Here is a 14117-nt window from a genome sequence, read left to right as displayed (position 1 = left end):
TCCTTTCATAGATAGAATACCTTTTTCTATTATTTTTTCACAAGGAATAATGGTTGACCATATTCTACTAATTGGCCGTCTTTCACCAGTATTTCCACTATTTCTCCTGCCACTTCTGCTTCAATCTCATTAAATAGCTTCATTGCTTCTACAATACAAACAATTGTTTCTGGTGTAATTTTATCTCCCACTTTTACATATGCCGGTGAATCTGGAGAAGATGACTGATAAAAAGTTCCAACCATTGGAGATGAAATCTTATGTAAAGAGCTATCGTCAACTTGTGTTACCTCTGCAGGTGCTTGCGCTACTTCCACTGATGCTTCCTTTTCCGCGACAGCTGGTGGAGTAGCTATCAGTTTAGGCTGTTCCATAACAGAGGAGCTTTCTACTGGTTGAACAACTGTATGTGAAGCACCTTTTTCTTTTTTCTTCATTTTAATTTTTGTTCCTTCTGTTTCGTATACAAATTCATCTAACGTAGACTGATCGATTAATTTAATGATTTCTCTTATCTCTTGAATTTTCATATTGACAATCTCCTTTTATGTTCAGAATTTGTTCCTACTATTTTATTTTAAGGGTTTTCAAAAGAATTTGAAATAGTTACGTAGAAATGTTCTTAACTTTTCGTTAATTGTTTATTATTTCCACATTTAAATTTATCTTTTAAAAACCAATTATTATTCAATAAAAAAAGCGCCATTAGGCACTTTTCTTAAGGTTTACATGCTATCGAACTTCACTTCAATGTTATATGCTTTTGGCCATTCTCTCTTCACTTGATATAATATTTCATCTGCTTTTTTAGTAGATTGCTCATTCGAGATGACATCTACTAATACAGAGTCTCCTTCAATTCTCACAAGCGCATCGTCGTATCCTAATGACTTAATAACTAATTCTAGCATTGCTTCTGTCGTGTCGATTTGTACTAGCTCTTCCATTTGTGCATAAGCCTCACTCTTTTCTTCGGCAGTAAAATCATTGGAAGCTACTTGAGTAGTTAGTTGATCCTGGAGGATGCTGCGTTTTTCTTGCATTTCCATTCTCATTTCTTCATAAGCATCACTTGATATAAAAGTTTGATCGTTCGTTGAAGAAGTTTCTACTAATGCATCGTCAACAGAGTCACTTGAGAATAATTGTACACCATCAAAAGGTGAAGGTCTTTCAGATGCATAATACACAGTTACAACAGCAACTAGACTTAATAGAGTTAAAAACCAAACAGAACGTTTTTTTATGTTCATTTACTTATCCTCCATTTCCATTTCTTCAATTACTATTCGATGTGGAGATATCTGCAAAACAGATGAAAGGGTTCTAATTAAGTTATTTTGTATACGTTTATCGCTCGCTCCTTCCGCCACTACTAGTATTCCGACCAGCTCCTCTTTGTCCCCTCTACTGTCACTTGTCCATTGAAAAAATGATAAATCATTCTCCTGAACATTCTCAGAGTTACCTGCATAATGAAAGTAAATCTCAACCTTCCCTACTCCGCTCACTTTTTCTAAAATTAACGCCAGTTCATCTTTCTCTCTCACTGGAGGAGCATTGGAGGTTTCAATTTCCTTTCCTATACTAAAAACCTCTGAAACAAGTAGACTTATGACCAAAACTGCTAAGCTAATGATTACAAAACGAAAAGTGGGTTTTTGTTTTAATGAGATAGAGCTTCACCCTTCTTTTCATATTGGATAACTTACTTTATGCTAGAACTTCTTTTTATATGAAGAGATTTGTAACAATCCAAAAGATTATTGCCAGCTTTACTAGAGTACCTGTTTTGTCAGGATCCACAGACTCTATGAGAATAGAAGCTAGCTCTCCAATGACCACAATTGCGAGTATTCCAATTAAGATAGTAAAAATAAATTACTCTACCCTTTCACTCCTATTAGTAGTCTTGCAAACAGCATTGTTAAGACAATTGTAAAGAAAAAAGCAAAAGCGATGAGAACAGAAACTATCGCTAAAATAAATAAGGTTTTCCCTATATCATCAATTAGATTTGTAACCTGCCCGTCTATAAAGGGCTCCAAGATTGCGCTGAGAAGTCGGTAGAGAAAGGCGATAAGTAATGCTTGGATAGTCGGAATAGAGATTAACACTAAAATAGAAATAATTGCTGAATTACCAGTTATGACTGCTGCTGAGGATGAATAGCTTTTCATTGTACTAATACTTTCCGTCAGTAGAGAGCCTATAAAAGGAATATTGTTTTGTATTAATCTTTTAACTGTCTCATTAACCGTTCCGCTAACCGACCAGGTAATTACTCCATTAACTGTCATGAAAATACTATAAAGCAAGAAAGTAATAGAGGTTGTACCTATTAAAGTCATTCTTAGTAAGTCCGATAGTTTGGAGAAAGAGGTTGCTGGATGTATTCTTGTAATCAAATCGAACAGAAATATTGCGAGCAATAATGGAATAAGAACCTTGTCCGCTAAAATGGTAGTAAACGTACTAAAAAGCATGACAACAGGGTTCCAAAGGGTAATAAGGAAAGCCCCTCCCGAAACAGCGATACCAGCCGTCAGTAGAGGATAGACACCGACAAATATGACTACCATCTCACTTGTAAGTGTTTGAATCATTTGAACTACTCGAAATGCCGGCTCCAGACAATAAAAACAAATGATCGCTATAAATAGTATTCTAAGCAATCTTTTACTGGCGGGAAGAATCCATTCAAAACAAAGGAAGATAAACCCGAACAAGAGAACATATAAAAAGGTTTGTATAACTTCTTTTGCTGGCTGCAATATAGCGGCAATTATCTCTTCCATCATCTCTCCGTCCTTCAGGTAAGTGATTCTATAATTGCAAAAAACTTTTGGAAAAATGGTTGCATATGCTGAATCCATATAAGTAACAGAATTGCCTTCGTGGTAAACGTGATGATGGATGCAAGGCTTGTATATTCGTATTCAATAAGTAGCTCTTCAACGATTTGCGAAAGGAAAAGTAAAAACATGGAGAACAAAAGTAGTTTTATTACTGGTTGTACGACTGATGGAATGACACCTAAGAAATCATTTACAAAAGGAAATACCGTTGACTGAGCTATGTATGTTAAAAATAAAAAGATGAAGATAGTATAAATAATAGAATGTAATTTAGGGTATATTTCTTGGATAAATTGCAGCAAACAAAAGGCTAATATAATCGTTACATATACAATCATACTCTTAACTCATAATAAGCCATTCTAAAAATGCGGAGATTTCAAAGAAGAAGAGCTTTAAAAGTCTAAGAAGTTCAATTGTCATGTAAATATAGCCAACAAAAAATAAGAAAAACGCAAACTCCTTTTTCCCTGTAGATTCGAAAAACAAGTGAAGAATAGCTATTAATAAGCCTATACCCGCTACTCGAAGTACATCGTGAAGTTCCACAATGTCTCCCCCTTCCATATTTTTATCATATGAACTAGCCAATCAGAATATGAACGGAAGCTAGGAATGCGGGTGGAAGATACATTAGGCACAAGAAGCACCTGAAGCTGAAAAAGAAAGAGGAAGAAATAGAGGAAACTCGTTGAAAAAGAAGAAACAAAAAACACCAACGATTCTGCCAAAACGACAGAATCATTGGTGTCATTCTTTTAAATTATGCTCTTGATAGGTAAGAGCCTTCATCTGTATTAATGATCAGCTTATCCCCAACATTAATGAATAGAGGGACAGTAACAACTAAGCCAGTTTCAAGTGTAGCTGTTTTAGAACCACCACCAGATGTATCACCTTTAATACCTGGCTCTGTTTCGATAACCTCTAATTCAACGGATTTAGGTAACTCTACTCCCAGCGTCTCGCCTTGATATTGAATTACATGTAATTCCATATTCTCACGAAGGAATTTTAATTCATATTCAATTTGGCTTGCATCTAGTTCAAGCTGCTCATAAGTTTCTGTATCCATGAAGATATGTTGATCTCCACTCGCATACAAATATTGCATCTTTTTATTATCGATTTGTGCTTTTTCTACTTTTTCTCCTGCACGGAAGGTTTTTTCGTTTACAGATCCATTTCTTAGGTTACGTAATTTCGATCTAACGAACGCAGCACCTTTACCCGGTTTTACGTGTTGGAAATCTAAAACACGGTAAAGAACTCCATCAACTTCAATAGTTAAACCAGTTTTAAAATCATTAACAGAAATCATTTTATTTCCTCCTATTTACTTTAGAATAAGTAATTCTTTTGTAGAATGTGTTAGCTTTTCTAAGCCGGTCTCCGTAACAAGTGCATCGTCTTCAATCCTGACACCACCAATGTTTGGAAGATAAATACCTGGCTCAATCGTAATAATCATTCCAGGTTCTAAGACTACTTCGGAACGGAAGGAAAGTCCAGGTCCTTCGTGCACTTCTAGTCCGATTCCATGACCTAGGGAATGTCCAAATGCATCTCCATAGCCCTTAGAAGCAATGTAATCTCGTGCAATTGCATCTGCTTCTTTCCCGGTCATTCCAGGTTTGATTTTATCTAACGCTAGCAGTTGAGCTTCCAACACCACTTGATAAATCTCTTTTAACTGGTCACTTGGCTCTCCTACTGCTAATGTACGAGTTGTATCAGATATATACCCTTTATATAGTGCTCCAAAATCTAATGTCACAAAATCTCCGTCTTCAATTATTTTCTCGGTTGCCACACCATGTGGAAGAGCCGAGCGGGTTCCAGATGCAACAATTATATCAAAGGAAGAGGATGTTGCACCGCGTTTACGCATGAAGAACTCAAGCTCATTTGAAACGTCTAACTCAGTCATTCCAGGCTTTATGTATGTCACAATATGCTCGTAAGCTTCATCAGCAATACGACAGGCTGCCTTTATTATACTAATCTCTTCATCCGTCTTAATCAAGCGAATTTTTTCTACAAGACCAGCAAGTGGAACCAAGTCAGCAGAAACTGCTTTCTTATATACCTCGTAGGTACCGTAGGATACGTCTTCCTTCTCAAATCCTAAAGATTTGATTCCCATTGCTTCTACTTGGGTTGAGACTTCCTCTACTAATGTTTTCTTATGTTGGACTATACGAAAATCTTTTACCTGACTCGCAGCCTGCTCTGTATATCGAAAATCAGTGATAAAAATGGCATCCTGTTGCGAAACAATGGCAACCCCTGCTGTTCCAGTAAAGCCAGTCATGTAACGACGGCTATTTTCGTTGGTGATTAATAGAGCATCCACACCATGTTCCTGTAAAGCTGCACGTAACTTTTCCAATTTCATCATTAGCCCTCTTCTCTTATTTTAATGACCACTCTGAATCATTTTATCATAGGAGAAGAAAGCGGTAAATTTTCATTTTTCAATAGGATCATCCTGAGATTGGAAAATTGCTGACTCTACGATAAATCTCGAAAGGATTAGTACGATACAAATAAATGGAATAGACATCTTTTTAATTGTCTTAACTGCTGACTCTCCGTCTATTATGAACCATTCAGCAACGAAGGCGATTATTAATCCTAAAGCAAGACTAGTGATTGAAACAGGTACTTTTATAAATAAAATACTCAAAAAATATAACCCGATTCCTATAGCCCAAATAACTAAAAACAATATTCCCCATTTTATTATCCAATGGCTGTCGACAAAAATATCAAACTTTTTCGTATAACCAACTGGGTTCCATTTCACGAAATGAAAAAAAGAAAGAAATTTCAATAGTATGAGCGCTAATAATGCTGCTGATAAGCTTGTTACAATAGATAACCATTTCATAAAATACCCTCCTTAAAGGGTAGTTTGTGAAAAAGAAAAATGAATTAATCAATTATGACCAAGAAATTCTCCCATTCCATAGATTATTTTCAATCCTCTATTAAAAACGGCCAAATTTTTACTTCCTTTCGCTGAGAGAAATGCAATATCGGCTCATCATTTTCTACTTCAATCCCTTGTTTAGATAGCATTGTATTCAAATAAAAATTTGCCTGGGCATCATGCAATAACCAAGGCGGATGTAATATTTCTCCTCTTAGAATCTTCCCTGTGTCATTCACTGTATATAAACAGTATCTTTCTGCCATCCATTCTGCAAATGAACCCTTCGCTGGATAATAGGGCTTAGATACAGGCTTGTAGCTACAAACTAATTTAGGCTCAAGCTGGCTCTTCCTTTTACTTTCATATTCGACTAAAAATCCATCCTCTTTCACTGACATATGAGCATAAACATATGGCAAATGCAAAAAGGTTCTAGCCGCTTTCACAGCCAAGCTGTTCATTGCATCCAAGCTAAAGAAATAAATACCTGGTTTTCCATCAATCGTTACGTAAGTTCTAACATTTAATTCTGGGAAACGATTGGTGCCAGGGATTGGTGGGATGCCCCTCCCTCTTAAGCCTGTTATATAAAATGGAACAATTCCTACCCAGGCCATTCCGTTGAAAGTATCTAAGGGGAGCTGTTCTGGCATCAGCTTTTTTAGTTTAACCGGGTCCACAGGATAATGTGCGAACAGGACATTATTCCATACTTGTTTCATCGCCCAAGGAATTTTAGGTAATGGCCAGCCACGATGACTTGCATCCCAACTTTCGGTTTTTTGAATATTATCACGTATTGACACACTACCCCTCCTTCAAGCTTCGATACCCCTTTTGTTTTCTTTATACCCAAATGGACTTTATATTAACCGAAAGAAAACACAGCATTTCCAAGTAGAAGAGATTTATTACCAAAATAAAAAACACTCCTTTGGATTATAAGAGCCAAAGGAGTGCCATTTATCATACACCTTATATTATATAATGCAACTTAATGTAAACGAGCAATTGCTAAGCCTTGAGTTTAGAGCCCACATTTTAACTGTGCGTTACAGTTTGTACATGTGTTACAGCCACCCATTTCTTCGACTGTACCTTTTCGACAAACAGGGCACGTGTTCCCTACTTCTGAACCGATTTTCACATTGGTCGACCGTATATCTTGTATTGTATCAATAAGGACTATCGGTCTCTTTTCTAGAACCTTTTCTTCATGTGTTACATCGTCCATTGTATTTTCTTCAGCCTTCAGTGTCAGTACTTGTGAATCACGGCTACCGTCCACATAAACAGTACCACCTTTTGCACCGCCACGATAAAGTCTTTCATAAACTGCCTCTACCTGCTCCACTGTATAACCCTTCGGTGCGTTTACAGTTTTAGAGATGGAGCTATCAATCCATCGTTGAATGATACATTGAACATCAGCGTGCGCTTCTGGTGACAGCTCCATCGCTGTAACAAACCAATTAGGAAGATTATTAGCATCTGCTTCCGGATGTTCATTTAGGTACTCTTGAACAATATCAGCTTTCACTTCAATAAACTTACCTAAGCGTCCACTTCTGTAATAAGTAAAAGAATAATATGGCTCAAGCCCTGTAGATACCCCTACCATCGTTCCTGTTGAACCGGTTGGTGCCACAGTCAATAGATGAGAGTTTCGAATTCCTTTTTCCAGTACAGCTTGTTGAATTTCTTCCGGCATTGATTGCATGAAGCCTGTTTCTGTAAATGCTCTGCGAAGACGCATTGTTTCTTCTTCGGTCTCTCCCGTTAAGAATGGGAAGCTTCCTCTCTCGGTCGCAAGCTCTGTAGAAGTTTCGTACGCTGTAACTGCAATCGTCTTAAAGATTTCTTCCACGAGCGCGTTCCCTTCCTCAGAACCATACTCCTTCTCGCAGTAGATCAATAAGTCAGCTAGACCCATTACACCAAGTCCTACTCGGCGTTCTCCCAGAGCTTGTACTTTATTTTCCTCTAAGAAATATGGTGTCGCGTCAATTACGTTATCTTGCATACGAACCCCAACTCTTACAGTTTCCTTCAAAGCCTCATAGTCGACTGTTTTATCCTCTTTATTTGCAAATTGCGCAAGGTTAACTGCTGCTAAATTACACACGGAGTAAGGTGCTAATGGCTGCTCCCCACATGGGTTTGTAGCAACAACTTTTTGGCCGTATGCGACAGCGTTTGTTTTATCGTTGGCATTATCAATAAAAAATACACCTGGCTCTGCAGAGTACGTAGCACAGATATTAATTAGGTTCCATAGCTCTTTCGCCTTTACAGTACGGTATGTTCTTACTTTGTAGCCCATGCGCTCCCATTCACGCACATCTCCAACTAGATGCCAGTTTTGGTTATAAAACTCCATCTCTTCTTCCGTATAGGTCTCTATAGCTGGGAAACGAAGGGCAAAGTCTCCGTCCTCCTCAACAGCATTCATAAACTCGTCTGTTAACGTAACGGAGATATTGGCACCTGTTAAAAATTCAGGATTATGCACTGTATATGTGCCGCCATCTCTAAGCTTTGTTTCAGCATCCTTTATAATGTCTTCACTGAAGCCTCCAAGGCCAGGTATGGATTTATAGTTTAATAAACCTTGATACATCGCTTCTTCTTGAGGAGTTAAAGGCTTAAATTTAAGCTTGTCCTTTGCAAGCTGTTTAATCGTTTCATCATTTGTATTCTCAATTAAAAATCTTAGAATACGAGGGTTTTGCATTTTAGAAATAATAAATTCTGCAATATCTGGATGCCAATCCGCTAGCATGATCATCTGCGCACCACGTCTTGAACCACCTTGCTCCACTAAATGTGTGAGTTTAGCTATATCATCTAACCAAGAGACAGAACCAGAGGATTTACCGTTTACCCCACGAGCCAATGTGTTGCGCGGGCGAAGTGTGGATCCATTTGAACCAACACCACCACCACGGCTCATAATTTCCATTACTTGTTTTCGATGATCACTGATCCCCTCTCTAGAATCAGCAACAAATGGCATTACATAACAGTTAAAGTAGGTTACATCCGTACCAGTACCTGCTCCATATAGAACTCGTCCAGCTGGAATGAATTTAAGAGAAACTAGCTGTTGATAGAACTTTTCAAACCATTCGGCTCTTTTTTCTTCCGTTTTCTCTACAGAAGCAAGTCCAGTAGCATTACGCTTTGCGATTTGCTCATAGAAAACTTCCAGTGGCTTTTCAATCACACTTAACGGTCTAGTAATGATGCCTGTTTTTAGCTTGGAGCTGTCGTCAATTGCACTTCGATAGTCCTCTTCGATTAAAACTTCTGCTGTTTTAGCCTCTTTGTCAATTGACACAATATACCCTAGACCTCTTGCTGGAAATTTAGGATCTTCTTTTACCGTTAAAACGACAAAATCTCCTACTTTTAGCGTTTTCTTTTCAGTGTCTTTAAAAGAGTAGCGATCAATCATAACAAGTCGAGAGACACCCTTATGTGTCAATTTCATATCTTCCGTTATTGGATGAACTTGAGGAAATAAATCGATGTCCTTGTTAAGTTGAGGAATATTTAAATCCAAAGCTGTTACATTTGTAGTGGTTACCATTTATGCTTCCTCCATTCTACATCTCTCTTATATACAAGATGTAGTAGTTTTATTTATCATACGGCACTATATATAGAGGTGTAAAGCAATTAATATAAAGAATGTAAATTTAAGTATTATTTCCTATTTTTGCTTTTCTCTATATGTCTTAGTGACTTTTATTTTCTAAAATTCCATTCTTTTCTCCCATATCGCTCGTTAACAAGCTCATTTACATAACTTTCTTGTTCAGAGGTCAATCGAAATTCTATTAAGTCAATGTGTAAAGCATCTTCGAATCCATTTTTAAAAGCTTGCTTACACATGTCGATTGAAATCTGATTTTGTAATAATTTGTTAATCGCAACAGCTTTCTGAGATACACTAGCTTCAACCCTTTCTTTTTCTTCCTTCGAGGAGAAACGAAAAGTATTAACCAGCTTTTCAATATCTAGGTCCAAAAGAATAGAACCGTGTTGTAAAATAACACCTTTTTGTCTTGTTTGTGCACTGCCAGCTACTTTCCTTCCTGCTACAACAAGCTCATACCAGCTTGGTGTGTCAAAACAGACGGCTGTTTTCGGCTTCTTTAAAGACTCTAGTTCTTCCACTGTGCTAGGAATGGAAAAATAAGCATCTAAACCAAGATGCTGGAATCCTCTTAATAACCCCTCACTTATTTTACGGTAAGCTTCTGTTACGGTAGTCGGCATATCAGGGTATTTTTCCGAAACAACGACACTATATGTTAATTCATGTTCGTGGAGCACTGCCCTACCTCCAGTCGGTCGTCTAATAAAGCCCAAACGCTGAGCTTTAACAGCCTCCATGTTCACTTCTTTTTGCACAGACTGAAAATAACCTATCGATAGAGTAGCAGGATTCCATTCATAAAACCTAATTACCGGAGGGATGAGTCCCTCGCTATGCCAGTCTAGGAGTGCTTCATCCATTGCCATATTATAAGCTGGATCACAAGGACCAGAATCCAAATAGTACCATTTAGCCTTTTCCAACAGACGTCCTCCTTTATAAAGCATAACGATATTCATTTTATCAAATAGATTGAATTGTATCTAGCAAATCTTTTATAATAGATTTAAGCATAGAAAGGGGAAAGACCGTGTTAGAAATTCTATATACTATCATTGCAGTATTAGTAATACTGGTAGCGTATGCGGCTATTTCTGCATTCCGCATAAAAAAAGCAGTAACAAATCTCAACCAAGAAGAATTTATCAAGGGTTATCGAAAAGCCCAGCTAATTGATGTAAGGGAGCCTAAAGAATTTGATGCTGGACATATTTTAGGCGCACGTAATATCCCTTCCACGCAGCTTAGACAGCGCTTCAAAGAAATCCGACCTGACAAACCAGTTTATCTTTATGATCAAAATGGTGCAAGAAGCTCTCGAGCAGCATTATTCCTTAAGAAAAAAGGATATACAGACCTTTATCAGCTTCAAGGTGGATTCAAAACTTGGACAGGGAAAATAAAATCAAAATAATCTCATAAGGTTTCTTCTTTCAAGGAGAAACCTTTTTTATTGGAGGAAAAAATGAAAAAAAAGATTCTATTCCCAAACAAGGAAATATACAGAGAGACTCATCCTGCATATGAAAATTATGCGATATTTAATCGGAGAGTCATTGAATTGTTACAAGTACATAAAGAAGGAAACTGGGTACCTATAGATTTAGACATCACGCAATATGATACCAGTCTACTAGAAATGATGGAAAACAACTTGATCAATTACGATGTATTAGCAACTATATACGAATCAAAGCCCTCCTATAAAATCTCTAGTAATTCTGAGTTTACTATGGATAGTCAACTAGAAAACTTGTTATCCTTTGACAATAAATTAGTTTTTTTCCCTGATTATGAGGTAGCAATCACACATACATTCTATTTTTCCTTTGACCATACCTGGCCAGCATTTCACTTTTTTGCAACATCACCTCAAAAAGCTATATATTTCCTAAACGAGATCGACGAAAAGATGAGAAAACTTCTTATGCAATCAATCACCTATCTCGTGGATACAGAAAATGGTGTGCAAAGAAGGAAGTATGGAGAACAAGCAGTAGTAAATAGAGAGGATGTTCTACTCGAGGAATCCATCAAGAGAGATATTTTTCGATCCATTGATGAATTTTTTAAAGAAGATGGAAGATTCTTCAAAGAATACGGCTTACCATATAAAAGAGGAATACTTCTTTATGGTTCACCCGGTAACGGTAAAACCACTTTGGTAAAATCCATAACCGGCTCCACAAAAGCTCCAGTCGTGTATTGGCAAATAACTGAATTCACTGGGAGCCATTCTATACAAAGTGTCTTTGGAATAGTTACAAGACTAGCACCAGCGATTCTTGTAATAGAAGATATAGATTCCATGCCTGAATATACTCGTTCCATCTTCCTAAACACGCTGGATGGTGTCCAATCGAGAGAGGGACTTTTCATTATCGGTACAACCAATTACCCTGAAAAAATTGATCCTGCCTTAATTAACCGAGCTGGAAGATTTGACCGTGCTTATGAGATACCTTCTCCATCTGAAAAGCAGCGGAAAGAATATCTAGTTAAATTAGATATTCAGCATATCTTCTCAGATGAGCAGCTTGCAGATGCAGCGAAACGCTCTACCGGTCTTTCGATGTCTCAGCTAAACGAGCTGTATATGTCCGTTGCCCTCAATTGGCATTATGACGGAGAGCTTGGATATGAAAAACGAATTAGAGAACTACAAGAACAAAATAAACGCTCTAACAAAAATGCTTGGGAAGACTCCGATAGCTCTATAGGTTTTTAAATCAAAAATAAAAGGGGTGTCCCATTAAGTAGAAAACTTATGGACCCCTTCCTGCTTTGATAGATATATGCTATTTATCATTGCTCCTGGGGTGGTCGCATCAATATGTCCCGTCCCTAACAGCAAGGGGCCGTCTCAAAATGACTTTTTTAGACGGTCCCTTTCTATATTTTAAACATTAGAGGCTCCCTACGAAATTGGTAGACTCACTCTTTGCCTCCTCTAGAAATTCCTCTAGTAGCATACAAAAAAGTAAAGGCTCAGCCAAAGGTAGCCCATGACCAATGCTTGGTAGTATTAGTGCCTTACAATTATTGTGTCTGGACATAAGCTCAAAAACGGAATCCTTCATTACTGTTCTTTCTTTATTTCCTGCAGTCACAAGCAACTTTGACTGGTTAGACTTAAAACATTCGGGTAATTCGTAGGACATATTTTCTTCAAGCATAGAAAGTAATATCGTTTTTGATATATTAAGACTTTCCTTATAGTATTGCTCGTATTTGTCCTCTGGTATGAACAGTGACCTTGCTTGAAGTTTCGAGAATTTCTTATTTTTTATTAGTGGATAAGACAGCAAGGCAGTGGGCTTCACCATTTTCTTTATTAAGGGCATCGGCTTTACCGTGGCGCTATTAATCATCGCGTAATCTATCATTGTTGGCTCTTTGGCAAGCATTTCAAGTGCTATTTGTGCTCCAATCGAAAAGCCAACCACAATAATCTCCTTATTAGGTACGTTCGTCTTTAAATAATCTATAAGTTCTTCTGCACACTTCTTGATAGAAAAGCATTCTTTAGCTTCACTCCTACCATGTCCTGGCAAATCAGGTACAATGCAATGATAATTATGAAAATAAGCAACGTGCTCTTCCCACATCCAGCCACTAACTCCTCCACCGTGTATAAATAACAATACGGAAGGATGTTTTTCTCCGGTTTCCCTAATATACAACGTCATTTGAACTCCCTTCAAAACAGTATTTTCTTTCCTTTATATATGTTTAATATTTGTACGAATGAACAATTAAATAGTTTCACTGCTTATTTTTCATGAATTGGATTCACTGGACATAGTTGCAGAATAAATTAGAAAGCTAGCGAATGTAATAGCAAAAGCGTTGGAGTTTGGCGAAAGAGAGATGCTTCGTCTATTTTTGAGCTAATTAGGGAAAATTGGAAATCCCTTTATTCTCGTTCGGCTGGGATTTACTCTCACTCGGCGGAAGGTTACTCTCGGTTGGGATCAGTTTATTCTCGGATAGGAGCAGTTTTCTCTTATTCAGGTGGTACTTACTCTCAGATAGCCAAGTTTTACTCTCACTTAGAATGGTGGAAAGTCAAGTGCATAATCTTGTGTAAATTCCTTTTGGGTAATATAAGTGCTTCTTTTTATTTTGATGTCAGGAGTATAGGAAAGGGTTAACCCTTTCCTATACTCCTGATATTTCGATTTTCGGGATCATCAAGTCGACTATTCTTCTAAATAAATATTCTCATAATGGAACAGCCCCTGTCTTCCTCTTAATTCTTCATCCAAGTCCATCAACACGGAACCGATCAACCTTATGGCTGATGCGTCATTAGGAAAGACACGGATTACTTTTTCACGGCGGCGAATTTGTAAATTGATATTCTCCACTCGGTTCGTGGTCCGTATATATTTGTGTAATCCAACTTTGAATTGATAATATTGTGTCACCTCCTCAAAGCCTTCGTCTAAAGTTGTCAGGGCTTTCTCATACTTTTCCACGCTGCTGTATTCATCTTGTAAAGCTTGATACCTCAATCTTGCATCTTCTATCTTGTCTTCCCTGAAGATGGCTGATACCTTGCGACGAAAGGATTCTGCCCCCTTCTTCGGTAGCTTCGAAAAGATATTGCGAGTGAAATGAAACAGACAACGTTGCCATCCAGTCCCGAGAAAAC

General features: G+C 37.6%; 16 protein-coding genes. 2 read left to right on the top strand and 14 right to left on the bottom strand.

Going from position 1 to position 14117, the window contains the following annotated elements; all coding sequences use genetic code 11:
- Positions 1–29: 29 nt before the first annotated feature.
- The 12 genes from accB to AC1VU3_RS16635 all read right to left on the bottom strand — a co-directional run bounded on the left by accB (position 30) and on the right by AC1VU3_RS16635 (position 10383).
- Positions 30–530: an acetyl-CoA carboxylase biotin carboxyl carrier protein gene (gene accB / locus AC1VU3_RS16690; protein ID WP_480387707.1), complete on the bottom strand. Its 501-nt coding sequence runs from the start codon at positions 528–530 to the stop codon at positions 30–32.
- A gap of 195 nt (positions 531–725) precedes the next feature.
- Positions 726–1253 carry a SpoIIIAH-like family protein gene (locus AC1VU3_RS16685; RefSeq protein ID WP_480387706.1) on the bottom strand — a complete coding sequence of 176 codons (528 nt, stop codon included), beginning with the start codon at positions 1251–1253 and terminating at the stop codon, positions 726–728.
- On the bottom strand, positions 1254–1622 hold the full coding sequence (locus AC1VU3_RS16680) for a hypothetical protein (protein ID WP_480387705.1): 369 nt from the start codon (positions 1620–1622) through the stop codon (positions 1254–1256).
- A 264-nt stretch (positions 1623–1886) separates the two neighbouring features.
- Positions 1887–2798, bottom strand: coding sequence for a stage III sporulation protein AE (locus AC1VU3_RS16675; protein WP_482984072.1), 912 nt, complete (start codon positions 2796–2798; stop codon positions 1887–1889).
- 14 nt (positions 2799–2812) lie between these two features.
- Entirely contained in the window at positions 2813–3196 is a 384-nt protein-coding gene (locus AC1VU3_RS16670) for a hypothetical protein (protein ID WP_480387703.1), read from the bottom strand.
- A 4-nt stretch (positions 3197–3200) separates the two neighbouring features.
- Positions 3201–3407 carry a SpoIIIAC/SpoIIIAD family protein gene (locus tag AC1VU3_RS16665; RefSeq protein ID WP_480387702.1) on the bottom strand — a complete coding sequence of 69 codons (207 nt, stop codon included), beginning with the start codon at positions 3405–3407 and terminating at the stop codon, positions 3201–3203.
- Between the two features lie 214 nt (positions 3408–3621).
- On the bottom strand, positions 3622–4179 hold the full coding sequence (efp, locus tag AC1VU3_RS16660) for an elongation factor P (RefSeq protein WP_482984071.1): 558 nt from the start codon (positions 4177–4179) through the stop codon (positions 3622–3624).
- A 15-nt stretch (positions 4180–4194) separates the two neighbouring features.
- Positions 4195–5259, bottom strand: a complete 1065-nt coding sequence (locus AC1VU3_RS16655) for a M24 family metallopeptidase (protein ID WP_480387700.1) — start codon at positions 5257–5259, stop codon at positions 4195–4197.
- Between the two features lie 69 nt (positions 5260–5328).
- The gene (locus tag AC1VU3_RS16650) at positions 5329–5751 is read right to left on the bottom strand and encodes a hypothetical protein (RefSeq protein ID WP_480387699.1); all 423 of its coding nucleotides are present in this window, start codon (positions 5749–5751) and stop codon (positions 5329–5331) included.
- An 89-nt stretch (positions 5752–5840) separates the two neighbouring features.
- Positions 5841–6602 carry a YqjF family protein gene (locus AC1VU3_RS16645; RefSeq protein ID WP_480387698.1) on the bottom strand — a complete coding sequence of 254 codons (762 nt, stop codon included), beginning with the start codon at positions 6600–6602 and terminating at the stop codon, positions 5841–5843.
- A 221-nt stretch (positions 6603–6823) separates the two neighbouring features.
- Complete coding sequence (locus AC1VU3_RS16640; protein WP_482984070.1) at positions 6824–9388, bottom strand: vitamin B12-dependent ribonucleotide reductase; 2565 nt, start codon at positions 9386–9388, stop codon at positions 6824–6826.
- Between the two features lie 158 nt (positions 9389–9546).
- Positions 9547–10383: a lipoate--protein ligase family protein gene (locus AC1VU3_RS16635; protein WP_482984069.1), complete on the bottom strand. Its 837-nt coding sequence runs from the start codon at positions 10381–10383 to the stop codon at positions 9547–9549.
- A gap of 107 nt (positions 10384–10490) precedes the next feature.
- Here AC1VU3_RS16635 and AC1VU3_RS16630 point away from each other — a divergent pair, with 107 nt between their 5' ends.
- Together AC1VU3_RS16630 and AC1VU3_RS16625 are read left to right on the top strand one after the other, a co-directional pair.
- Complete coding sequence (locus AC1VU3_RS16630) at positions 10491–10874, top strand: rhodanese-like domain-containing protein (RefSeq protein WP_480387695.1); 384 nt, start codon at positions 10491–10493, stop codon at positions 10872–10874.
- A gap of 51 nt (positions 10875–10925) precedes the next feature.
- Positions 10926–12188, top strand: coding sequence for an ATP-binding protein (locus AC1VU3_RS16625; protein WP_482984068.1), 1263 nt, complete (start codon positions 10926–10928; stop codon positions 12186–12188).
- 178 nt (positions 12189–12366) lie between these two features.
- On the opposite strand, the gene AC1VU3_RS16620 is transcribed toward AC1VU3_RS16625, so the two are convergent.
- Both AC1VU3_RS16620 and AC1VU3_RS16615 read right to left on the bottom strand, forming a co-directional pair.
- Positions 12367–13149 (bottom strand): alpha/beta fold hydrolase, encoded by a 783-nt coding sequence (locus AC1VU3_RS16620; RefSeq protein WP_480387693.1) that lies wholly within the window; start codon positions 13147–13149, stop codon positions 12367–12369.
- A 513-nt stretch (positions 13150–13662) separates the two neighbouring features.
- Positions 13663–14117 (bottom strand): transposase (locus tag AC1VU3_RS16615; protein ID WP_482984067.1); only part of this gene is annotated, 455 nt, incomplete at its 5' end.

Source organism: Psychrobacillus sp. Z16_25 (genome assembly GCF_056856695.1).
This window is presented reverse-complemented; position numbering and strand designations above follow the sequence as displayed.

Excerpts from the sequence above, each read along its gene's own strand:
- accB (WP_480387707.1), bottom strand. The coding sequence starts at position 530 with ATGAAAATTCAAGAGATAAGAGAAATCATTAAATTAATCGATCAGTCT.
- AC1VU3_RS16685 (WP_480387706.1), bottom strand. The coding sequence starts at position 1,253 with ATGAACATAAAAAAACGTTCTGTTTGGTTTTTAACTCTATTAAGTCTA.
- AC1VU3_RS16675 (WP_482984072.1), bottom strand. The coding sequence starts at position 2,798 with ATGGAAGAGATAATTGCCGCTATATTGCAGCCAGCAAAAGAAGTTATA.
- AC1VU3_RS16670 (WP_480387703.1), bottom strand. The coding sequence starts at position 3,196 with ATGATTGTATATGTAACGATTATATTAGCCTTTTGTTTGCTGCAATTT.
- efp (WP_482984071.1), bottom strand. The coding sequence starts at position 4,179 with ATGATTTCTGTTAATGATTTTAAAACTGGTTTAACTATTGAAGTTGAT.
- AC1VU3_RS16655 (WP_480387700.1), bottom strand. The coding sequence starts at position 5,259 with ATGATGAAATTGGAAAAGTTACGTGCAGCTTTACAGGAACATGGTGTG.
- AC1VU3_RS16650 (WP_480387699.1), bottom strand. The coding sequence starts at position 5,751 with ATGAAATGGTTATCTATTGTAACAAGCTTATCAGCAGCATTATTAGCG.
- AC1VU3_RS16640 (WP_482984070.1), bottom strand. The coding sequence starts at position 9,388 with ATGGTAACCACTACAAATGTAACAGCTTTGGATTTAAATATTCCTCAA.
- AC1VU3_RS16625 (WP_482984068.1), top strand. The coding sequence starts at position 10,926 with ATGAAAAAAAAGATTCTATTCCCAAACAAGGAAATATACAGAGAGACT.
- AC1VU3_RS16620 (WP_480387693.1), bottom strand. The coding sequence starts at position 13,149 with ATGACGTTGTATATTAGGGAAACCGGAGAAAAACATCCTTCCGTATTG.